21 protein-coding genes are annotated in these 20,929 nt (G+C 68.8%); 11 read left to right on the top strand and 10 right to left on the bottom strand.

Features of this window, described 5'->3' with window-relative positions:
* Window positions 1–118 precede the first annotated feature (118 nt).
* Complete coding sequence (locus tag DMC64_RS32675; RefSeq protein WP_125736653.1) at window positions 119–703, bottom strand: dihydrofolate reductase family protein; 585 nt, start codon at window positions 701–703, stop codon at window positions 119–121.
* Window positions 704–955: 252 nt separating this feature from the next.
* Here DMC64_RS32675 and DMC64_RS32670 point away from each other — a divergent pair, with 252 nt between their 5' ends.
* Entirely contained in the window at window positions 956–1,771 is an 816-nt protein-coding gene (locus tag DMC64_RS32670; RefSeq protein WP_125736652.1) for a DUF1206 domain-containing protein, read from the top strand.
* Between the two features lie 55 nt (window positions 1,772–1,826).
* Here DMC64_RS32670 and DMC64_RS32665 read toward each other — a convergent pair whose 3' ends face one another.
* Window positions 1,827–2,600, bottom strand: a complete 774-nt coding sequence (locus DMC64_RS32665) for a helix-turn-helix transcriptional regulator (RefSeq protein ID WP_125736651.1) — start codon at window positions 2,598–2,600, stop codon at window positions 1,827–1,829.
* Between the two features lie 91 nt (window positions 2,601–2,691).
* Here DMC64_RS32665 and DMC64_RS32660 point away from each other — a divergent pair, with 91 nt between their 5' ends.
* The 5 genes from DMC64_RS32660 to DMC64_RS32640 all read left to right on the top strand — a co-directional run bounded on the left by DMC64_RS32660 (window position 2,692) and on the right by DMC64_RS32640 (window position 8,484).
* Window positions 2,692–3,495, top strand: a complete 804-nt coding sequence (locus tag DMC64_RS32660) for a sulfite exporter TauE/SafE family protein (RefSeq protein ID WP_125736650.1) — start codon at window positions 2,692–2,694, stop codon at window positions 3,493–3,495.
* A 117-nt stretch (window positions 3,496–3,612) separates the two neighbouring features.
* The gene (locus DMC64_RS32655; RefSeq protein WP_125736649.1) at window positions 3,613–5,598 is read left to right on the top strand and encodes a peptidase S8/S53 subtilisin kexin sedolisin; all 1,986 of its coding nucleotides are present in this window, start codon (window positions 3,613–3,615) and stop codon (window positions 5,596–5,598) included.
* A gap of 80 nt (window positions 5,599–5,678) precedes the next feature.
* Entirely contained in the window at window positions 5,679–6,860 is a 1,182-nt protein-coding gene (locus tag DMC64_RS32650; protein WP_125736648.1) for a cysteine desulfurase-like protein, read from the top strand.
* 174 nt (window positions 6,861–7,034) lie between these two features.
* A complete protein-coding gene (locus DMC64_RS32645; protein ID WP_233629895.1) occupies window positions 7,035–7,862 on the top strand; it encodes an acetylxylan esterase in 828 nt (275 codons plus the stop codon).
* A gap of 67 nt (window positions 7,863–7,929) precedes the next feature.
* Window positions 7,930–8,484, top strand: a complete 555-nt coding sequence (locus tag DMC64_RS32640) for an isochorismatase family protein (RefSeq protein ID WP_125736646.1) — start codon at window positions 7,930–7,932, stop codon at window positions 8,482–8,484.
* 6 nt (window positions 8,485–8,490) lie between these two features.
* On the opposite strand, the gene DMC64_RS32635 is transcribed toward DMC64_RS32640, so the two are convergent.
* Window positions 8,491–9,924: a SpoIIE family protein phosphatase gene (locus DMC64_RS32635; RefSeq protein ID WP_125736645.1), complete on the bottom strand. Its 1,434-nt coding sequence runs from the start codon at window positions 9,922–9,924 to the stop codon at window positions 8,491–8,493.
* 339 nt (window positions 9,925–10,263) lie between these two features.
* On the opposite strand from DMC64_RS32635, the gene DMC64_RS32630 reads away from it, so the two are divergent.
* Window positions 10,264–11,088 (top strand): GAF and ANTAR domain-containing protein, encoded by an 825-nt coding sequence (locus DMC64_RS32630; protein WP_063777627.1) that lies wholly within the window; start codon window positions 10,264–10,266, stop codon window positions 11,086–11,088.
* A 28-nt stretch (window positions 11,089–11,116) separates the two neighbouring features.
* The gene (locus DMC64_RS32625; RefSeq protein ID WP_125736644.1) at window positions 11,117–11,980 is read left to right on the top strand and encodes an alpha/beta fold hydrolase; all 864 of its coding nucleotides are present in this window, start codon (window positions 11,117–11,119) and stop codon (window positions 11,978–11,980) included.
* Between the two features lie 37 nt (window positions 11,981–12,017).
* Here the strand turns inward: DMC64_RS32625 and DMC64_RS32620 are convergent, their stop codons facing one another.
* The 5 genes from DMC64_RS32620 to DMC64_RS32600 all read right to left on the bottom strand — a co-directional run bounded on the left by DMC64_RS32620 (window position 12,018) and on the right by DMC64_RS32600 (window position 15,755).
* A complete protein-coding gene (locus DMC64_RS32620; RefSeq protein ID WP_037342338.1) occupies window positions 12,018–12,359 on the bottom strand; it encodes a hypothetical protein in 342 nt (113 codons plus the stop codon).
* 162 nt (window positions 12,360–12,521) lie between these two features.
* Window positions 12,522–14,057, bottom strand: coding sequence for an alkaline phosphatase (locus DMC64_RS32615; protein ID WP_125736643.1), 1,536 nt, complete (start codon window positions 14,055–14,057; stop codon window positions 12,522–12,524).
* A gap of 83 nt (window positions 14,058–14,140) precedes the next feature.
* Complete coding sequence (locus tag DMC64_RS32610; protein ID WP_125736642.1) at window positions 14,141–15,103, bottom strand: NAD(P)-dependent alcohol dehydrogenase; 963 nt, start codon at window positions 15,101–15,103, stop codon at window positions 14,141–14,143.
* 14 nt (window positions 15,104–15,117) lie between these two features.
* Entirely contained in the window at window positions 15,118–15,333 is a 216-nt protein-coding gene (locus DMC64_RS32605; protein ID WP_037342341.1) for a helix-turn-helix transcriptional regulator, read from the bottom strand.
* Window positions 15,327–15,755, bottom strand: a complete 429-nt coding sequence (locus DMC64_RS32600) for a hypothetical protein (RefSeq protein WP_199755173.1) — start codon at window positions 15,753–15,755, stop codon at window positions 15,327–15,329. The genes DMC64_RS32605 and DMC64_RS32600 overlap by 7 nt, the downstream gene beginning before the upstream one ends.
* A gap of 108 nt (window positions 15,756–15,863) precedes the next feature.
* Here DMC64_RS32600 and DMC64_RS32595 point away from each other — a divergent pair, with 108 nt between their 5' ends.
* On the top strand, window positions 15,864–16,760 hold the full coding sequence (locus DMC64_RS32595) for an LLM class flavin-dependent oxidoreductase (RefSeq protein ID WP_125736640.1): 897 nt from the start codon (window positions 15,864–15,866) through the stop codon (window positions 16,758–16,760).
* Between the two features lie 107 nt (window positions 16,761–16,867).
* Here DMC64_RS32595 and DMC64_RS32590 read toward each other — a convergent pair whose 3' ends face one another.
* Complete coding sequence (locus DMC64_RS32590) at window positions 16,868–17,254, bottom strand: MarR family winged helix-turn-helix transcriptional regulator (protein ID WP_037342344.1); 387 nt, start codon at window positions 17,252–17,254, stop codon at window positions 16,868–16,870.
* Between the two features lie 86 nt (window positions 17,255–17,340).
* On the opposite strand from DMC64_RS32590, the gene DMC64_RS32585 reads away from it, so the two are divergent.
* The gene (locus DMC64_RS32585; RefSeq protein WP_125736639.1) at window positions 17,341–18,798 is read left to right on the top strand and encodes an MFS transporter; all 1,458 of its coding nucleotides are present in this window, start codon (window positions 17,341–17,343) and stop codon (window positions 18,796–18,798) included.
* Between the two features lie 52 nt (window positions 18,799–18,850).
* On the opposite strand, the gene DMC64_RS32580 is transcribed toward DMC64_RS32585, so the two are convergent.
* Window positions 18,851–20,101, bottom strand: coding sequence for a cytochrome P450 (locus DMC64_RS32580; RefSeq protein WP_125736638.1), 1,251 nt, complete (start codon window positions 20,099–20,101; stop codon window positions 18,851–18,853).
* Between the two features lie 48 nt (window positions 20,102–20,149).
* On the opposite strand from DMC64_RS32580, the gene DMC64_RS32575 reads away from it, so the two are divergent.
* Window positions 20,150–20,878: an alpha/beta fold hydrolase gene (locus DMC64_RS32575; RefSeq protein WP_125736637.1), complete on the top strand. Its 729-nt coding sequence runs from the start codon at window positions 20,150–20,152 to the stop codon at window positions 20,876–20,878.
* Window positions 20,879–20,929 lie beyond the last annotated feature (51 nt).

The following is a 20,929-nucleotide window of genomic DNA, read 5'->3' as shown; positions in this document are numbered from 1 at the left end:
GGTGAGCTGAAGTATTCATGGTATTTGCTGGCGAAAAGTGCTTGAGTCGCGAATTGATCTATAGGAGACTGCGGAATTCGAAGTGCTCGTCCGTGCGGTGTCCCTCTTATTTGGATGGCTACCTCTGGTGATGCCGAGTGGGCCGATAGACGAGCTCCTGGATACGGCCGTCGAACGTCCGGCTCTCGAGCAGTTCCAGGTCGAAGTCGGCCGCACCCTGGAAGATCGAGGCCGCCCCGGTTTTCCCGGTGATCACCGGGAAAACCGTCACCTGCACGCGATCCACCAGACCGGCGGCCATCAGCGCCCGGTTCATCGACAGGCTGCCGTGCGAGCGCAGCGGCACTTCGGACTCCTCCTTGAGCCGGGCGACGACGTCGACCGCGTCCCCGCTCACGACGGTCGCGTCCGGCCAGTCGAGCGGCTCCCGTAGCGTGGTCGAGACGACCGTCGCCGGCAGGTGCTTGAGCCGGGAGACCCAGGGATCCAGCGCCTCGAAGTCCGGGACGTCCGCGTTGAGCATCTCCATGTTCGCCCGGAACGTGGTGGCGCCGAAGACCATCCGCTGCTCCTCGGAGTACAGGGCGAGGCGGTGTTCGAGGAATTCGGGGCCCTGCTTGCCCCAGTAACCGCCCCAATCGCCGGTGTGGGCGCCGTAGCCGTCGAGGCTGGAAAAGACGTCGAACGTGTAGGTCGCGGTCATGATGCTCCTTCGGTGAGTTCGTCTCTCACCCTGGCTACGAACGCGGCCGGCGCGGATAGACATCGTCGGGGAAAATCTTCGCGAGAGGGTGGCAAGACCATCCTCGGCTCGCTGTACGTCGACGAAGGCGAACCCGACCCGGCCGACGGCTGTCCGCTTAGTCTCCTTCGCGCTGGGCCGGACGGACCAGTCGCACGGCGGTCTTCATCCTCGGCGGCGACACTCGTTGGAGACTCAGAGGAGGTGGACCGGATGTCCACGACCAAGGCGAGACAGGTGCGCCACAACAAGGCCGTCCAGGTGCTCGGACGGATCGGCATGGGCTGCTACGGACTGGTGTATCTGCTCATCGGGTACCTGGCGGTGCGCGTCGCCATCGGCGGTGGCGGCCAGGAGGCCGACGGACGCGGCGCGATCACCGAAGTCGGCTCGACCCCGGCGGGCGGGGTGCTGTTGTGGGTACTGGCGGTGGGACTGGTGGCCTACGGCCTGTGGCAGGGATTGCTGGCCGCCGTCGGCTACACGTGGATCGACAAGCAGCGCACTCGCACCGTAAAGCGGGTGACGTCCGGAGTGCGCTGCCTGGTGGGGATTTCGCTGGGCGTGTACGCGGCCAAGGTCGCCTTGGGGGCGGGGGAACAGGGCAGTGGCGACCAGAAGCAGCAGGAGTTCACCGCGTGGCTGCTCGGATTGCCCGCCGGTCCGTTCCTGGTGACCGTGGTGGCCGTCATCGTGTTCGGCGTCGCGGTGGGTTCGGTGGTGAAGGGGATACGCCGGACCTTCGAACAGGACCTCGACCTCGCGAAGCTTCCGTCGGGGACCCGGCGATGGGTGGAGCGGCTGGGCAGGATCGGTTACGTGGCAAGGGGTGTCGTGTTCGGCGTGGTCGCCGTGCTGGTCGGGTACGCGGCGCTGACGCATGATCCGTCCCGTTCCGGCGGGCTCGACGCCGCCCTGCGGACCTTGGCCGCCCAGCCGTTCGGCACCGTGCTGCTCATCGTGGTGGCGATCGGGGTCGCGGCCTTCGGTGTGTACTGCGTCGGTGCGGCGCGGGCGCAGCGTGGATGAGCGCCGTCAGGCGAATGGGGTTCCGCCGTCGATCGTCACCGACCAGACACCGCGTTCAAAGCGCGGACGCGGCGCGGTAATCCCTCGGCGAGGTGCCGAGAAGCCGGGTGAACATCGTCGAGAACGCGGCGGGGCTCTCGTAGCCGAGCGAGGCGGCGATCGCGGCGATGGGCAGGCCGTCCGACAGCAGTGACAGGGAATGCAGGACGCAGGCCCGCTGCCGCCAGCGGGCGAAACCCATCCCGGTCTCCGCGGTGAAGAGCCGGTTCAGCGTCCGTTCGCTCACGTGCAGCCGGTCCGCCCATTCGCTCGCGGGATCGTGGATGTCCGGAGCGTCCAAAAAGGACTCACACTGGGCTCGCAGCCGTTCGTGTTTCGGCAGCGGGAGGTCGAGCCGGACCGGGGCGGACCGGCGGATCTCGTGCAGGGTGAGGCCGATGACCGCGGCGTCCCGGCCGCGGGCGGTGTACAGCTCCGGCACGCCGACGGCCTCGTTCAGGAGTTGCCGGAGCAGCGCGGACACCTCGACGACCTGGCAGCGACGCGGGAACCACGGCACCGCCTTCGGCTCGATGTACAGGCTCCGGGTGCTCACGGTCGTCGTGAACACCTGATGGACGGTCTCCGGCGGGACGAGCACCGCGCGCCGGGTCGGGATGGTCCACGTGCCGTCGGCCGTTTCGACCCGCATCGCCCCGGTCGCGCTGTAGAGGAACTGCGCCCGCCGGTGCCGATGCGGGAGGATCCGGTGCCCCGGTGGGTAATCGGTGCGGATCGCCACCACCGGGCGGTCGAGATGGTCGACCTCGTCGATGGGGATGTCACGCACCTCACCAAGGCTACGCCGGGTGTCCGATCCACGAAAGAAACTGGCGCTCTTTCGAATGCCCGCCGTGCCGGGGAGGCCTACCGTCGAGGGGGTGCTGATCGAGATCTCGGTGCTCCTCGGGTTCGGTTGCCTGAGCGGCGTCACCACCGTCCTTTTCGGATTCGGCGGCGGGTTCATCACCGTGCCCGTCGTCTACGCCTTCGCGCTCGCGGATCCGGAGCACGCACAGGACGCGATGCACGTGGCGGTGGCCACGTCGACCGCGGTGATGGTGGTCAACGCCGGGAGCGCGACCCTCGCCCAGCTGCGGACGGGCCGGCTTCGCCGCGACTACCTGTGGCCGCTCGTCGCCTTCATCGGTTTGGGTGCCGTCCTCGGCTCCTTCGCCGCCACCGTGGCCGACGAAAGTGTCCTGCGCTGGCTCTTCGTCGCCTACCTCGCGCTGACCATCGCCGACAGCGTCGCCCGGAAGGGTTTCGTGAGCAGGCGTGAGGACGACGGGCCACGTGCGCTCGGCGGCGTCACCACCATCGCGGGCGGGGCCGGGATCGGTGCCGTGGCGAGCTTTCTCGGCGTCGGGGGCAGTGTCCTCACCGTGCCGCTCATGCGGCGCAAGGGACTGCCGATGGCCGACGCGGCCGCGCTCGCGAACCCGCTGAGCCTGCCCGTGGCGGTGATCGGCACGGCCGTCTACGCCTTCGCGGCGACGGGCACGTCCTCGGGCGGCGCTCACGTCGGTTATGTCGACCTGGTGGCCGCGGGCGCGCTGCTGTGCGGATCGCTCCCGACCATCGCCGTGACGCGCCGGGTGGTCGGCAGGATCCCGGACCGCGCGCACGCGATCGCGTACCTCGCCCTGCTCGGCGCCGCGCTGATCGCGGTAGTGATCGGATGAGTCCATGCCTTGTCAAGTCCTTGACAAGGCATGAGAGGCATGAGAAGGGGTTATCGCCAGGCAAAGATCCGACGAATCCTCTATCTCTTTTTCGGATCTTGCGCCAAGATCTCCCGCATGAAACTGAGATCGATCACCAAACGCATGTTCGTTCTCGGGCTGCTGACGGTTCTCGGCACCACCGGGGCGACGTCGGTGGCCACCGCCGAACCCCAGGCACCGCCCTCGGACGTCAACGCGACCGGGAAGCCGCGCGGCGGCTGGGAACCGGTCGGCCCGAACAGCGTCGGCGGCATACTCGCCGTTTCGCCCGCCGGCCTCGCGATGATGCAGCCGAGCCCGCCCGCGCTGTGGCTCTCCGGCGATCGCGGCGCCTCCTGGAGTGTGCGCCGCGGTCTGCCGCAGGACACCTCCATCCAGGGATTCTTCGTCGATCCGGCGAACCCGGACCGGATGCTCGCGGTGGGCAACAAACCGGCGGGTTTCCTCGGCGAATGGCGCGGCATGCTGGTGCGGACCACCGACCGCGGTCAGACCTGGGAAACCCTGCGCGAGTGGTACCCCGACGGCGCGTTCGGCATGGCCACGGACCCGACCGGCCGGGTCGTCGTGGTGCAGAACATGGATTCGCTGAGCGTCAGCACCGACGGTGGCGAGCACTGGAACGACGTGCCGAGGACCTGGCCGCGTGAGGGCAACGCCTCGCCGGTCGGCGCGCTCAAGCTCACGATGGTCGGCGACGACGCCTACCTCACGACCGTCTACCCGGAGTACGCCCTCTGGGTGGTCCGCGGGGTCAGCGGCAAGGAGCCGCAGGCCGAACTCGTCTACCGGACCAACGGCGAGATCAACCAGGTCGCCTCGGACGGCAAGCGATTCGTGGTCACGGTCGGCCCCGAACTGCACGGCTCGACCGACGGCGGCAAGACGTGGACGGTGCTGCGCCGCGATCCCGGCGAGCAGACCCTGCGCGAACCGCGTTTCCTCGGCGGACGGCTGTACGTGTCGACGTATAACGACATAGACGTCAGCGCGGATTTCGGCCGCACCTGGTCCCGCAAACCGGTGCCCGCGCCGGGCGAAGGCGTCAGCGACATGATCGACCTCCCCGCCGGACCGGGTAAACCCGCCACCACGCTGATCTCCTCGCTCTATCGAGGCGTGTACGCGGACGAGGGCAAGCGGGGCTACCAGCAGATCGGCGTCCCCGGTGAATCCATCCGCGACCTCGTGACCACCGGGAACCTGGTGCGCGAGAGCGTCGTCGCGGCGGGCGTGCAGGAGATCTACAACACGCCGCTCCCGCGCGGCAAGGTGGCCGCGGCGGACCGGGTCTGGCAGTCGCACCCGGCCGACCGGCTGCACGAGGACGCGCGGCTGTCCGTGTCGCCGAGCCGTCCGGACGTCGTCTGGCAGGTCACCCGGAACGGGTTCTCGCTCGACGTGCTCCGCAGTGGCGACGGTGGACGGACCTGGGAATTCGCGGCGAAGGCGAAGGAAGGCCTCCCCAGGACGATCTTCGCCCACCCGGCGGACCCGAACCGGGTGCTCGTCTCGGCCTTCGCGCCCAGCGGCTACGTCCTGTACCGCAGCAACGATGCCGGGAAGACCTGGGAGAAGCTCGCGACCGACAACGGCTTCATCGCGTTCGCCGGTGATCCGTGGAACCCGGACCGGGTCTGGGGCGGTGACGCCGACGGCCTGTCCCGGTCGGACGACGGCGGCAAGACCTGGACCCACGTGACCAGCCAGCCGGTCAGTTCGATCTCGATCAGCCGATGGGGTGGTGGCCGCGTGCTCATCGGCGGCGCGGGCATCCACCTGAGTGAGGACGGCGGCAAGACGTTCCGCCGGGTCTACGACGGCGAGGATCCCCGTGAGATCAGCCGGATCCTGCCGCATCCGTTCGACTTCCGGGTGTGGTTCGCGAGCAACACGGCCGGCGGCGGCGTGCTGCGCAGCACGGACTTCGGCCGCACCTGGTCGCCCGTGCCCGGCGCGCTGCCCGATTCCAGGGTGCTTTCCCTGGCGGTCAGCGCGGACGGCCGGTATCTGTTCGCCGGCACCGCGCAGTCCGGCGCGTACCGGTTGACGTTGTACTGAGTCCGAGACGCTTCGTGGCCGGAGGAAGTTCCGGCCACGAAGCGTTTACGCGTGCCTCACCGGATGTCAGAGTCGGGGACATGGCCATCGATGTCGCCGCCCTCCGGCTCCACTTCCCTTCCCTCGCCGACGGAACCGCCTTCTTCGACGGACCTGCGGGTACTCAGACACCCCAGCCCGTCGCCGACGCCATCGCCGGGACGCTGACCGGTCCGTTGTCGAACCGGGGCAAGGTCAGCCCGTCCGAACTCAACGCGGAGAACGCCGTCGCGGGCTTCCGTGACGCCTACGCGGATTTCCTCGGCGTGCCCGCCGAAGGCGTCGTCCACGGCCGCAGCGCCACCCAGCTGACGTACGACTTTTCCCGGCACCTGGCCAAAAGCTGGCGCGAGGGCGACGAGATCGTCGTCAGCCGTCTCGATCACGACGCCAACGTCCGGCCGTGGGTACAGGCCGCCGAACGCGCCGGGATGACCGTCCGCCGGCTCGACATCGACCCCGAAACCACGGAACTCGACCTCGATTCCCTCGTCCTCACCGAACGGACGAGGCTGGTCGCGGTCACGGCGGCCTCGAACGTCCTCGGCACCAAGCCGCCGATCCGCCGGATCGCCGATCTCGCCCACGACGTCGGGGCGCTGGTGTTCGTCGACGGAGTGCACTACGCCGCCCACGAACTCGTGGACGTGCCCGCGCTCGGAGCGGATTTCTTCGTCTGCTCGCCGTACAAGTTCCTCGGCCCGCACTGCGGTGTGCTCGGCGCGTCACCCGCCCTGCTCGAATCCGTCGAGCCGGACAAGCTCGTGCCGTCGCCCGACACCGTGCCCGAGCGGTTCGAGTTCGGCACGCTGCCCTACGAGATGCTCGCGGGCGCCACGGCGGCGGTGGACTTCCTCGCCGCGCTGGACCCCGGAGTGGGTGGATCACGGCGAGAACGGCTCGCGAACTCGATGAACTCGTTGCACGAGCACGAAAACACGTTGCGCGCCAGGCTGGAGGAAGGGTTGGGCGACGCCGTCACCGTCCACTGCAAGGCGGCGGACCGGACCCCGACCGTGCTGATGAGCCTCGGTGGCCGCGAGCGCGAGGCGCAACTGCATCTCGCCGAAAGGAACGTCGTCGCGCCGGCGGGATCCTTCTACGCCTACGAAGTCTTCGCGGCCTTGAAGCTGGAGGATCCGGCGCTCCGGGTCGGGCTGGCGCCGTACACGAGCATCGACGACGTCGACAGGTTGCTGGACGGGCTTTCGACGTTCGGGTGAAGAAGGTCGTGAGTGACCGAGCTGTCTGTGGCTGACCCTGGCTTTGGGGTCGATCACAAGCCTCGTCCGCACGACCTTGTGATCGACCCCATGGACGTACGGTGACCGGACCGACACCCTGGGAAGGAACGCCGTGGGCATCGGGGCCCTGGCGAAACGGGACGGGTGGCCACCATGGGCAGACTTCGCGCACGGACACTGATCGCCGGGATGGTCGCGCTCGCCACCGTCGGCCTCGCACCCGCAGCGACGGCCGCGACCGGCATCGACACGCGATGGAGCGAGCCAGGCCCCTACGCGGTGACCGTCGAAGCCCTCGACAGCGCGCACACCGTGTACCGGCCTTCGCGGCTGGAGAGGCATCCGGTCATCCTGTGGGGCAACGGGACCGGTGCGAACCCGAAGACCTATGACGGCCTGTTGCGGCATCTGGCCTCCCACGGTTTCGTCGTCGCGGCGGCCGACACCCCGAACGCGGGTTCGGGGCAGGAGATGCTGGCCGGTGCCACGACCTTGATCGCCGAGAATTCCCGTCCCGGCAGCCGCTATGAGGGGAAGATCGACACCGCGCACATCGGCGCCACCGGCCATTCGCAAGGCGGCGGCGGAGCGATCGCCGCCGGCGCCGACGCGCGCGTCACCACGACGATCCCGATCGAGCCTGGACCGCAGGGTTCCGCCACGGCACTCAAAGGCCCTTCGTTCTTCCTCGGCGGCCAGTTCGACACCATCGTCATCCCCGGGCTGCTGGTCATCCCGCGCTACCGCCTCGCGGACCAGGTCCCCGCGATCTACGGCGAACTCCGCGGCGCGACCCATTTCACGCCCGTCGGCGACGGAGGCGGGTTCCGCGGCGCCATCACGGCGTGGTTCCGGTTCTGGCTTTCCGGCGACGAGCGGGCCCGCGCGGAGTTCTTCGGCCCGTCCTGCGGGTTGTGCCGGGACGGCGCGTGGTCCGATGTCCAGCGCAACACGAAGGCGCTGGCCGTTCCGGGAGCTTGATCGCCGTTCCTGTCGGTGGTCCGGGTTAGGGTCTGCCCCAGCAGCCTGACCTGGAGGGATACCTGACATGACCACTCTCGACAACCGGCCGAACACCGCGCTCCTCGTCGTCGACGTCCAGAACGCCGTCGTCGACGAGGGTTACGAGCGCGACGCCGTGGTCGCGAAGATCGGCGGTCTCGTCGGCAGGGCACGGCGGGAAGGCGTCCCGGTCGTGTGGGTGCAGCACTCCGACGACGGGCTCGTGCGGGGAAGCGAGGAATGGCGCATCGTCGGCGAACTGGACCAGGAGGAAACCGAGCCGGTCGTCGAAAAGTCCTATGGAGACTCGTTCGAGGACACCGACCTGGAGAAGGTGCTGGCCGAACGCGGTGTCGGACGGCTGGTGGTGGTCGGGGCCGAGACCGACGCCTGCATCCGTTCGACGCTGCACGGCGCCATCGTCCGCGGGTACGACGCGACGCTGGTCGGCGACGCGCACACGACCGTGGACAAGACCGAGTGGGGCGGGATCGCGCCGGAACTGGTCATCGCGCACACGAACCTGTACTGGCGGTATCAGGCCGCACCGGGCCGAAAGGGAGGGACGGTGATGAGCGAAGACGTCGATTTCAGCGCCTGAGCGGCTTCACGGCGTTCCCGGCCAGTGAGCGAGTAGCAGGCCGGCGTCAGCGGCGAAAGCGTTGTGGCAGTGGGACTTCGCCGCCTGCAGCACGCGTCGGGCGATCTCGGGCGGTACGTATCCGGCATTGGCGTCCAGGCTTCCGGCGAGTGAGAACGGTGCGCCGTCGGCGGAACGCGCCTCCGAGAGGCCTTCGGTGTGCAGGACGAGGAGATCTCCAGGCTGGAGACGGGCGGTCGAGATCCGGCCTGGCGTCCCGGCGCCGAACGGTGATCGCGGCGCACTGTCCACTGTGGCCGGTCCGTGTCCGCTGCCGAGCACGAGCGGTGCTTCCCCACCCGCTTCGAGGTGGCGCAGATCCCCGTGGGCGAGGTCCACTTCGGCCAGGGTCCCGCGAACCGACGCTCCGGTGCCGAACTGTGTCGAAAGCGCTTTGTCGACAGCGCTCTCCTGGCCGTGCAGTCCTTGACCCTCGCGGCGGGCGGACCGGTAGGCCGCGAGTGCCGCCGACACCGCCAGCGCCGAGGACTCGGCCTCGCGGCCCGCGTCGAAGATGGCCAGCCATGCCGTCGTTTCGGAAAGGGCGTAGTCGAAAGTGACGCCGCGAACGTCGTAGGCGGGCTCGACTCCGCCTGCCACCACGACCTCGCGCGTCGCCGCCGTCAACGGGGGCAGGTGCTGCCAGAGCAGTTCGGCCATGGGGCCGCGGCGTCGTCGGCGGCGTGTCATGTCGAGGCCGTCGCCGTAGCGCATCGCCGCGGCGATGAGGTGGCCGGACAGCGACGCGAGCCAATGGCACTGGGTGCGCAGAGAGGGGTCGTTGAGGTCGGTGTTCGGGCCGGCTTCGACCTCGAGCACGCCTACGCGCTCGTCGCCGTCCAGCAGCGTGGTCCACAAGCGCGGTCCGGAGGAGTCTTCGGCCAGCATGGTGCCCGCCTGCCGATACGCCTGACCGGCGGTGCTGGTGTCGATCGCCAGCGGTACCCGGCCGGGTGACCGCTCGGGAAACGGGATGAGCCGGTGCTGGTCGTAGTCGGCGAGGTAGACGGCTATCCGGAGGTTCAGCGCGCGCCCCGCCGCCGCGATGACGTCGGGCAGCCGCTCCGGGGCGACCCGGTGGGCGCCGTCGAGAAGTCCCACCAGCGCGGCCAGCGGGCCGCGGGGGCGGGTGTCCTCACTGGGTTCGCGGCTGTACGGCGCCCGTCTCGCGCCGGAGATCTCGTCGAGGCGCTCGTTGACCGCGTGGGCCACCATGTCCCGTTGGATCCGGGGCAGGGGGAGCAGTCCCTGCAGGAACGCCTCCAGTTCGACCTCGCTGACGTCACCGCCGAGCGCGAAGTACCTCAGCCACAGCTGCTCCATCGTGAGCCCGGTGCGCGCGAAGCAGGCAGCGACGACCCGTCGCTGCTCCTCGGCCTGGAGCGAGGACAGAGTGACCACCCCCGGGGATCTCGGCGATACGGCGCCTGGGTACCAACCACGGCGCCGGCTGAAACATGGCGGAGAGGACGTCGCGTTACGCCAGGTGGCCGAGCGGTTCGTCGACCGCGTGCCCGGAAGAGACGATCCGGGACGGGCCGAACGTGGGTCGCGGTAGGCGGGGTGATCGCATTCGGCTAAGGTCGGCTTCCGAAAGCGGTTCTGAGCGTTGAGAAGTTAGCGCCGATCCGCCGGTAACCGGGTTGGTTGCGGCGGTTGATGGTGCGCGCTCGGCGCCGGTTCCCGCCGGTGGCTCCCGTGGTGCATCACGCCGATGTGCAGAAGTGGGAGAGGCGGGCTTTGGACGATGAAATCGACTGGCAGCGGGACAAGAACCGATTCGTCGAGGATGTCGGCGACGGCGAACTGCCGGTGACCTCTGAAAACGGCGCCCGGCTCCTCGCCGGGCCACTGGTCAACCAGTTCGTCTCCCTGACCAGGGCGTTGCTGGATTCCGGTTCGATCGCGGCGGTACTCGAACGGGTGGTCTTCGCGACGCGTGATCTGGTGCCGGGCGCGGATCTGGTCAGCGTCACCCTCCTCGATCCCGACGGCGGGTTCCACACGCCGATGGGGACCGACGAGATCGCCGGCGAACTGGACCAGTTGCAGTATCAGTACGGCGAAGGTGCCTGTGTCGAAGCGGCGCGGGTTTCGGGACCGGCGGCGGCCTTCAGCGACAACCTCGCGGAAGACGCCCGATGGCCGCGTTTCGGCCCGGCCGCCGCGGCGCTCGGGTTCCACTCGCTGGTGTCGACGGCCTTGTTGCCGGAAGCGTCGAGTTCGCAGGTGTCCGGTGCGTTGAACGTCTACTCGCGCCGTCCGCACGGCATCGCCAGGGCCGACCGCGACGTGCTGCTGCTTCTGGCGACGCACGCGTCGCTGGCTTTGGCGACGACGCACGCCGTCACGCGCGGGCAGCTCCAGGAGGAGCAGCTCCAGCAGGCGCTGGACAGCAGGGACGCGATCGGGCAGGCCAAGGGCATCCTCATGGCACGGCGCGGGATCGATGCCGCGGAGGCGTTCGAGGTGCTGCGGCACACGTCGCAGAACATGAACGTCAAACTCCGGGAACTGGCGGAGATGCTGTCCAAACGGCATACGGAACTGCAATTGCCCGACTGAGCGGACGGCCGCCACTACGATCGCGATCATGGGTTTCGGCGAGCTGGAGTTGTCGCGGACGTTCGAGTGGCGTGGCCGTTCGGTGGCGTGGGAGCGTCTCGGCGAAGGCGCCCCAGTGGTGCTGTGCCACGGAACACCGTGGTCGGCGCAACTGTGGGCGCCTTTCGCGCGAGCGCTCAGCGAGGAGTTCGCCGTCCACGTGTGGGACATGCCCGGATACGGTCGTTCGTCGAAGGATCCCGGCCACGCCGTCGATCTCGGCACGCAGGGCGAGCTTTTCGCCGACCTGCTCACGTATTGGGGGCTGACCGCCCCGCACGTGATCGCCCACGACTACGGCGGAGCCGTTTCGCTGCGCGCGAAGCTGCTGCACGGCGCGGAGTACGCCTCGCTCGCGCTGGTGGACGTCGTCGCGCTGCGGCCATGGGGTTCGGAGTTCTTCCGGCTCGTCGCCGAGAACGCCGAGGTCTTCCAGGCGCAGCCCCCGACGGTGCACAGGGGTGCGCTCGAGTCCTACATCGGGACGGCCTCCCATCGTGGTCTCACCGGCGCGCAACTGGCCACGCTGACCGGACCTTGGCTGGACGAGGAGGGGCAACGCGCCTTCTACCGGCAGATCGCCGAGGCGGACGTCCGGTTCACCGACGAGATCCAGGACCGCTACCCGGAACTCGAGCTGCCGGTGAAGGTGATCTGGGGCGCGGACGACACGTGGATCCCGGTCGACCGCGCGGAACAGCTCGCCGACGCGATTCCCGGTGCCCTCCTGCACGTCATTCCCGATGCCGGGCATCTGATCCAGTACGACGCGCCGGTCGAACTGGCCTTTTCCCTGCATCGGTGGCTCACCGCGGAGGTGGGCCGGTGGGGACCAGCCGGGAGCGGACGCTGAAAGGCGCCGCCAAGATCAACATCGTCGCATTCGGATATCAGAAGTCGTCTACGTGATATCCGGCGACGTAGGCGCTCGAAAGCAGGGCGCCGTGACATTCCGCGGTCGACGGGCCGAAACCGATCGGCACCCAATGGCCGACGGTGTACCAAAAGGAGGATCCGGACGCGCAGTGGGCGACCACCCGGTACGTTTCCGAGTGTCTCGGCAGCGAGAAGCAGGTCATCGAAATACCCTCGCCGAAGAGGATTCCGTAGCGATTGCTGTCGCATCCGTAGGGCGGGAACTGGCCTTCGGTCGCCGCGGCGGCCGGCGAGGCGGCCAGGAATCCGGCCACCGAAAAGGCGGCCATGACTAAAGCGGCGATTTTCTTCTTCATTGTTTCTCCCGCGTCTTGTTCCCAGTGGAAAGGCCAGATTAGCCGCACGGAAGAATTGTCGTGAATTCATCGGGCAGGTGAAACGAGAACGCGTGCGGTGAACCGCGCTGCTCCGAAAGGGCGTCGCCGCCCCTCTTCTGAGTTCCCGGCTCCCCTTTTGGCCTAGTGCCGCCGGTACTGTGCCGGAGACGTGCTGGTGGACCGGTCCTCATAGGACCCGGCCTTGCCGCGATCGACGTGGAACGTCGTCAGCGTGCTCACCGGGGAACGCGGGTCGCGCCGGTCGCCGATCACCCGCATGTGCGTGCTCCAGCGGCGCGGGGTGACCTCGTAGACGTCGTAGCCGTACCGGTCGCCTTCGAAGTACTTGAGGTGCGGGTTCGCCGCGCCCATCTTCGGTCCGTTCGTGGCGTTCCACTCGGGGGAGTAGGCGCCGGAGGTGACCGAATGCGCGGTGAACTCCGTGCCGATGACCGGGTTGGCAGGGTCCGCGAAGTCCGGGCGGATGTCGTCGACGAACGCGGAATGCCAGTCGCCGGTGATCACCACGAGGTCTTCGAGGCCGCTCTGTGCCACGTGGGTCAGCACCTCCTTGCGTTCGGCGAGGAAGCCGTCCCACTGGTCCGTGAACATGTAGCCGCCGCCGGGTTTCGCCAGCTGGCTCAGCATGATCGAGTTCACCCAGCAGTGCCAGGCCTCGCCCGCCCCGGTCACCTGGTCCTTGAGCCACGCCTTCTGGTCCGCGCCGAGGATCGTGCCGTCGGGCAGGTTCTGCGCCGAGCGGTACTGCCGCAGGTCCAAAATGGACAGATCGAGGAGATCGCCCCAGCGGCGCTGCCGGTGGATCCTCGGCGTCGAGGGGTGGTCCGGGCGCACCGGCATATGCTCGAACCAGGCCTGATACGCCGCCGAGCGTCGAGCCCGCAACGACGGGGTGGTGCCGCTGTAGTCGTTGACGACCTCGTGATCGTCCCAGGTGATGAACCAGGGGTGGGCCGCGTGGGCGTCCCGCAACGAGGGGTCGGATTTGTAGAGCGCGTGCCGCCGCCGGTACGCCGGCAGGGTCAGCACCTCGGGACCTTCGTGGTCGCGCAGCGGGTTGCCGCCGACCTGACCGTGCTCGTAGACGTAGTCGCCGAGGTGGACGACGAAGTCCAGCTCCTCCCGCGCGATCCCGGCGTGCGCCGCGTAGAACCCGTCGTGGAACGCCTGGCAGTTCGCCGAGGCGAACCGCACCCGCCGGACCGGCCCGACCGGCGCGGTGCGGGTGCGGCCGATCCGGCTGACCTTGCCGAGCGCGGTGAAGCGGTAGTAGTACTGCGAGCCCGGCTCCAGCCCGGACACCGGCACGTGCACGCTGTGCCCGAGCCCGGCGGTGGCGGCCGCCGTCCCGCGCGCCACACGGCGGCGGAACCCGCGGTCGGTGGCCACCTCCCAGCCGACCTCGACGGTGTCGTCGAGCGGCTGCTCGAACTCCATCGGTTTCGGCGCGAGCCTGGTCCAGAGCGCGACGCCGTACGGGACCGGGTCGCCGGACGCGACGCCGAGCGTGAACGGCGCCTCGTCCCAGGTCGCGCCCAGCGCCACGGCGGCCTCCTCGGCCTGCGCGACCGTCATCCGCGAACTCAACGGCCAGGCCAGCCCCAGCGCACCGGCGGTGGCGGCGCCTCGCAACAGGTCCCGGCGGTTGACGGACATCGGTGGTCTCCTCGGCGCTCGGCGGATCGCTCTCCGACACCGAACACCGTCGAGATGACCGGAGACCGACGCGGGGGAGAACATCAGATGGTGATGACGACCTTGCCGCTCGTATGCCCTTCGCGCACGTAGCGGACGGCTTCCGGCGCCTCGGCCAGCGAATAGGCACGGTCGATCACCGGCGTCACCTTCCCCGCCTCGATGAGCGCGCGCAGAGTCTGCAGATCGTCCTGGTTCTCCTTGGACATCAGGGCGCGGAGCTTCTGCTTCACGAACGGCCCGAGCACCAGCCCCCGCAGAGTGCGGCCCACCGCGCCGATCCATTTCCCTTCGGTCTCCCCGCCGACGAGGACGAGAGTGCCTCGCGGAGTCAGGGATTTCCTCAGCGAGGTCAGCGACCGGTTGCCGGCGGTGTCGACGATGAGGTCGTAGCCGCCGCCGAAGTCCTCGCGGGTGTAGTCGAAGACCCGGGCCGTGCCGAGCGAGCGCACCAGATCGACCTTGCCCGTGCCGCATACGCCGTCCACCTCGGCGCCGAACGCCTTGGCGATCTGTACCGCGAAGGTGCCCACGCCGCCGCCCGCGCCGATGATCAGGACCTTCTGGCGGGGCGCGACCCGGCCCCGGTCCCGGAGGGCTTGGAGCGCGGTGAAAGCCGAGATGGGGACGGCGGCCGCTTCGCCGAAGCCGAGCCGCTCCGGTTTCCGAGCGATTCTGTCCACTGTGGTCAGTGCGTACTCGGCGAAGGATCCCTGACAGGTACCGAAAACCTCGTCGCCGGGACGGAATCGTGTCACTTCACCGCCGACGGCGTGCACGACACCGGCGAAGTCCATCCCGCGAACGCGGGCCTTCGGTCTCCGTACCCCGAAACCCATCAGCCGCACCAGATACGGCGAGCCTTCCATGAGGTGCCAGACGCCGGGATCGACCCCCGCCGCCCGGACTCGCACGACCACACCGTCCGGTCCCGTTTCGGGTTCGGGCAGATCGGCGGGCTTCAGGACGTCGGCGGTGCCGTACTCGTTCTGGACGATCGCCTTCACGGCGGCCTCATTTCCTAGTCTGGGTACTGGAAAACATCGTCGAGCCCGACGCCGAACGCCCGGGCTATCTGGAACGCCATCTCGAGCGACGGCGAGTAGCGGCCTTGCTCGATCGCGATGACCGTCTGGCGCGTCACGCCGATCCGGTTCGCGAGTTCGGCCTGGGTCATCTCGCCCTTGGCGAACCGCAGGGCGCGGATGGAGTTCGTGACCTTGGTCGGTTTCACCACGTCTGGAATCCCTCGCGGTACGCGGCGATCTTCGCGAGCGAGCCGAGCAGGGACGAGCACACGAAGGCGAGGTAGACGGTGTTGGCGATCCAGAAGTGGTCCAGTTCCGCCATCGCCATGACGAGCGCCGCGACGCCGCCGATCACGACGAACGACTGTCCTATGTGGTCACTGAACCGGCCGATCTCACGGTCTCGCTGGTCTTTGCGGTCGTCGTCACGCGGCGCGGCGATCGTCACGGCGATGTTCAGCACGATCGTGGCCGCGATGGCCGCCCCGATCGTCCACAGCAGCGTCGCCACGTAGGGGACGTCGACGAGCGGACCGGAGCCCGCTCGGCTGAGGACGACGATCAGATACGCCACGTAAGCGCACATCGTGACCACCGCGGTGATCCACGCGCGTTTCTCTTCCAGTGCCACGAAAACCAAAGTAAAGAGTTCTAGACATCATGTCAAACATTCTTGACTTCGACACCGAGAACTAGTTCGTGATACAAATAGTGCGTACTACGAACTTAAGGAGTGATGATGGCACTGTTCGGATTCGGCCTCGAGACCGGCGTCGGCGAGGTGGACGACCTTCTGCGGCACGCCGAACAGGCCGACCGCGCGGGACTCGACCTGGTCAGCTTGTCCGATCACCCGTATTTCGCCGACCGGCTGGACGCCTACGCGGCGCTGGGCGTGATCCTCGGCAGGACCTCGCGTGTGATGGCCGCCGTCAACGTCACCAACCTGCCGAGTCGTCCCGCGCCGATGCTGGCGAGGACGATCACGTCGCTTTCGGCGCTCTCGGGCGGTCGCGTCGCGCTCGGGATCGGCGCGGGTGGGCTCTGGCGGGAGATCGCCAAGCTCGGGGTGGAGCACCGGACGCCCGCCGAGGCGGTCCGGGCGATGGGCGAGGCGATCACTCTGGTCAAGGCGCTTTCCGGAGGCGGGGCGCCGGTGACGTTCGAGGGGGAGTTCTACTCCGTCGACGGCTTGGTGCCTGCCGCCGCGGCCGCGCCGCCGGTCTGGACGGGCGCGGTCGGGCCCAAATCCCTCGCGGTCACCGGAAAACTGGCCGACGGCTGGATCCCGGGACATGCCGCGGACTGGCTCAGTCCTCGGTTCGCCGAATCCCGTCCGGTGATCGACCAGGCGGCCGTCGACGCGGGCCGGGACCCCGGTGAGATCGCGACCATCTACAACTTCCCCGGCCGCATAACGGAAAACCCGGTGGCGTCCCCGCGTGACGACGACGGGCGATGGATCGGTGGGTCGCCGGAACAGTGGGTCGGGGAACTGGTCTCGGCGGTGCGTGACCACGGCGCGGCGGGGTTCATCTACTTCCCGGTCGAGGATGGGACCTCCACCGACAGTGCGCTCGGCCGCTGGGGGAACGAAGTCGTCCCCGCGGTTCGCGAGGGGCTGGCGCGGGGCTGACTTCGTGAGTGGCAAAGTACGTGAAGGCCCCCTTCACTGCGCTAGGCGCAATGAAGGGGGCCTTCACGTACTTCAGGGGCAAGCAAAGGAGCGGTGGCCTGGAGGCGTCAGGCGTTGATGGTGAGGGTCTCTTCGAGGGTCGCCCGGTGCGTCGGCTTCGCCTCTTCGTAGCGGCGACGGCCCTCGTCGGTCACGACGACGAAGATCCCGCGCCGGTCCGACTCGCAGAGCGCACGCTGGACGAGGCCCTCGCGCTCGAGACGGGCGACGAGCCGCGAGGTGGCGCTCTGGCTTAGGTGCACGACCTCGGTCAGGTCGGCCGCGCGGCACTTGCCGACCACGCAGGTGACCAGGCGTTCGAGGGCTTCGAACTCGGTGACCCCGAGCCCGTGGCGCTCCTGCAGCCGGCACTCGAGCCGACCGAAGACCGCCGCATGCCGGGCGGACAGGTCGTGCCACTCCCGCAGCAGGTCTTCTTCGGCGACGTCGCTCACGCGGCCCAAGATAGCATGCACGTGAATTTTATGCAAAGTCATTAAATGCACTTGCATTAGATGCGTGTGCATGTACTGTACGGATCATGAGTTCTTCCGTGCAGCTGTCCACCAGCTCGACAAGGTGGGACGCGCGCCTCTGGGGTGTCCTGCTCACTGTGTCCGTTGTCGTCGGCCTCGACGCGCTCGACGTGTCGATGGTCGCCGTCGCCCTCCCGTCCATCCAGGCCGACATCGGCCTCTCCACCGGCGCCTTGCAGTGGATCATCAGCGCCTACGTGCTCGGCTACGGTGGCCTGCTGCTCCTCGGCGGCCGCACCGCCGACCTGCTCGGCAGGCGCCGGGTCTTCCTCGTCGCCGTCGCGGTCTTCGCGCTCGCTTCCCTGCTCGGCGGTCTCGTCGACGACGGCGCGCTGCTGATCGCCACCCGCTTCATCAAGGGGCTGGCCGCCGCGTTCACCGCACCGGCCGCGTTGTCCATCATCACCACGACCTTCCACGAAGGCCCCGCCCGCAACCGGGCGATCAGCATCTTCGCCGTCTTCGGTGCCAGCGGTTACTCCGCGGGCCTCGTCTTCTCCGGTCTGCTCACCGAGGTGGGCTGGCGCTGGACGTTCCTGCTGCCGGTGCCGATCGCGCTCGCCGCGCTGGTCGCCGCGATCAAGCTGATCCCGTCCTACGAGCCGCAGACGGGCGGCGGCTACGACTTCCCCGGCGCGATCACCGGTGCCGCCGGTTCGCTCCTGCTGGTCTTCGCCGTGGTCGAAGCGCCGGAGATCGGCTGGGCCGCGCCGCGGACGCTGATCTCGTTCGCCCTCGCGCTCGCCCTGCTCGCCACCTTCGTGTTCATCGAGAAGCGCAGCAAGCACCCGCTGCTCCGGCTCGGCATCCTGCGCTCGGGTCCGCTGGCCCGCGCCAACCTCGGCGGCGCGACGTTCTTCGGCGCCTACATCGGTTTCCAGTTCGTGGTGATGCTCTACCTGCAGAACGTGCTGCACTGGTCCGCGCTGCAGACCGCGCTCGGATTCCTGCCCGCCGCGCTGATCGTGGCCTTCGGTTCGCCCCGGATCGAGCCGCTGATCGACCGGCTCGGCACCCCGCGCACGATCCTCGCCGGTGTCGTCGCCCATGTCATCGGGTACGCGCTGTTCCTGCGGATCGACGAAAGCTCCAGCTACGCCGGCTCGGTGCTGCCGAGCATGATCCTGCTGGGCATCGGCTTCATGCTGGCGTTCTCGTCGCTGAACATCCAGGCGACCAACGGCATCTCCGACGACGAGCAGGGGCTCGCCGGTGGATTGCTGAACACGTCGATCCAGGTCGGCGGCGCGATCGGGCTCGCCGTGGTGACCGCGGTCCTGACCGGCAACTCCGGCGGGGCCACCGGCCCGGCGGCGCTGCTGAACGGTCTGGCGCCCGCGCTGACCGTCGTCACCGGTATCGCCGTGATCAGTGTCCTGGTGGCGTTGTCCGGAGTCGTCGGCCTGCGCAAGGCCGAAGCCCGCTCCGCCATCGCCGAGCCGGAGTACGCCGCGGCCGAATGATCAGGGGGTGAGGTGCCCCTTCCCGCGCTCGGGGGCGGGAAGGGGCCCTCCGCTACCACCGGATCGGCAAGGATTTCAGCCCGTTCTGGAAGTTCGACCGCAACCGCACCGGTTCACCGGCGAGTTCGGCCTCGCCGAGCAGATCGAGGACCGCTTCGAACATCGCGCGCAGCTGCACCCGCGCCAGCTGGGCGCCGAGGCAGAAATGCGGACCGTGCCCGAAGGTCAGGTGATCGTTGGGCGTGCGGCCGATGTCGAAGCGGTCCGGATCTTCGAAGACGGTCTCGTCGCGATTCGCGGCGGAGAACCAGACGACCACCTTCTCGCCCGCGCGGATGTCCACATCGGACAGAACGACGTCCTCGGTCGCGGTCCGGCGGAAATGCATGACCGGCGTCCAGAAGCGCAACATCTCTTCCACCGCACCGGGAAGCAGCGAACGATCGGCCAGCAGCCGCCGGTACTGATCCGGATGCGACAGCAACGACAGCATCCCGCCGGGGATGCCGTTGCGCAGTGTTTCGTTGCCCGCCACGGAAAACAGCCAGAACAGGTTCTCGAACTCCGCGATGGAAACCCGGCCGCCGTCTTCCACGTGCCCCATCAGGTTGCTCATCACGTCTTCGCCGGGATGCCGGCGTTTGTACTCGCCGAGCGCGGTGGCGTACGCGTAGAGATCCGGCATCCCGGCCCGCGTGCGCGGATCGGGCATCGCGCCGTCCGGTCCCGGAACCGGACGCACCGCCAGCGCCGCCCGTGCGAGATCGGTGACGTCGCTCGCGTCGACCGTCGCGCTCACCGCGTAATCGGCGTCCTGGTAGCCGATCACGCGATTGCTCCAGTCGTACATCAGCCGCCGGTCCTGTTCGGGGATCCCGAAGACCTCGGCGAGCGTCAGCAACGGGAGGTCGGCCGCGAGGGCGGCGAAGTCGCACTCACCGTCGTCCCGGACCCCGGCGATCAGCTCCCTGGCCCAGCCCTGGATCCGCTCGGTCAGCCTGCCGACGGCGCGCGGCGTGAACGCCTTCGTGAGCAGGCCGCGTAACCGGGCGTGCTCGGGCGGGTCCATGTTGAGCATCATCCGACGGACGTAACCGAGATCCTGCTCGGTCGCCGGATCCCGGATCTGTGTCCCACCGAGGTGCGACGAGAACTGCTTCGGGTTCTTCAGCACGTGCTTGACGTCCGAATGCCGCAGCACGGCCCAGAAATCGTCCACGCGCACGACCGGCGACTCCCGGCGCAGCGCCGCGAGATGCTCGTACGGCACGCCCCGCGTGTAGACGTCCGGATCGGTGATCACGGCCCCGAGACTAGCCCGCGCACCGGGGACTGAGGAAAGATCCGTCCGGTGGACAAGCTGAAGATGCGCACCGCCGGAACCGAAGGCCCCGCCGTGCTCCTGCTGCACGGCCTCGGCGCGACGGGCGCGGTCTGGGATGGCCTGATGCTGCAACCCGGCTACCGCTGGTTGGCGCCCGACCTCCCGGGGCACGGGGCTTCACCGCACTCGACGCATTACTCCTTCGGCGGTCTGGCGGGGGCGGTCGCCGACGCGCTCCCGGAACGCGGTCCGCTGCTGGTGATCGGCCACTCACTGGGCGGCGTGGTCGGGCTCGCGCTGGCCAGCGGGTGGTTCGGGCTCCGGATCGACGGATTGCTCGCGGTGGGTGTCAAGGTCGACTGGAGCGAGTCCGACCTCGCGAAGGCCGCCGACATGGCGGCGAAACCGCCCAGGGTGTTCCCGGCCCGCGAGGACGCCGAACGAGCGTTCCTCAAGATCGCCGGCTTGACCGGTCTCACCGAAGCGGATCCCGACGGCATCGTCGAAACCGAAGGCGGATGGCGGCTGGCCCTGGACCCCCGAGCGTTCGCCGTCGGTGCTCCTGACATGCCCGGACTGCTCGGCGCGGCGCGCTGCCCGGTCGCCCTCGCCGCCGGCGAGCACGATCCCATGAGCCGCCCCGAACAGCTTCGGGCGCTCAACGAGGCTTCCGTCGAACTTCCCGGGCTGGGCCACAACGCCCACGTCGAAGACCCGGCCGTGCTCCTGGCCTTCCTCGGGCAATTCGTCCTCTGAATGCGGTAGTTCGCCGTCGAACCACCGCATTCAGAGGACGAAACGCGGGGG

Source organism: Amycolatopsis sp. WAC 04197, from assembly GCF_003947475.1.
Classification (GTDB): domain Bacteria; phylum Actinomycetota; class Actinomycetes; order Mycobacteriales; family Pseudonocardiaceae; genus Amycolatopsis; species Amycolatopsis japonica.
The sequence above is the reverse complement of the archived record's forward strand: the minus strand, read 5'-3'. Positions and strand labels throughout refer to the sequence as shown.

Coding starts and splice junctions, on each gene's coding strand:
- DMC64_RS32675 (WP_125736653.1), bottom strand. CDS start 703: ATGACCGCGACCTACACGTTCGACGTCTTTTCCAGCCTCGACGGCTAC.
- DMC64_RS32655 (WP_125736649.1), top strand. CDS start 3,613: ATGAAACTGAGATCGATCACCAAACGCATGTTCGTTCTCGGGCTGCTG.
- DMC64_RS32585 (WP_125736639.1), top strand. CDS start 17,341: ATGAGTTCTTCCGTGCAGCTGTCCACCAGCTCGACAAGGTGGGACGCG.
- DMC64_RS32615 (WP_125736643.1), bottom strand. CDS start 14,057: ATGTCCGTCAACCGCCGGGACCTGTTGCGAGGCGCCGCCACCGCCGGT.
- DMC64_RS32620 (WP_037342338.1), bottom strand. CDS start 12,359: ATGAAGAAGAAAATCGCCGCTTTAGTCATGGCCGCCTTTTCGGTGGCC.
- DMC64_RS32650 (WP_125736648.1), top strand. CDS start 5,679: ATGGCCATCGATGTCGCCGCCCTCCGGCTCCACTTCCCTTCCCTCGCC.
- DMC64_RS32625 (WP_125736644.1), top strand. CDS start 11,117: ATGGGTTTCGGCGAGCTGGAGTTGTCGCGGACGTTCGAGTGGCGTGGC.
- DMC64_RS32645 (WP_233629895.1), top strand. CDS start 7,035: ATGGGCAGACTTCGCGCACGGACACTGATCGCCGGGATGGTCGCGCTC.
- DMC64_RS32670 (WP_125736652.1), top strand. CDS start 956: ATGTCCACGACCAAGGCGAGACAGGTGCGCCACAACAAGGCCGTCCAG.
- DMC64_RS32595 (WP_125736640.1), top strand. CDS start 15,864: ATGGCACTGTTCGGATTCGGCCTCGAGACCGGCGTCGGCGAGGTGGAC.
- DMC64_RS32640 (WP_125736646.1), top strand. CDS start 7,930: ATGACCACTCTCGACAACCGGCCGAACACCGCGCTCCTCGTCGTCGAC.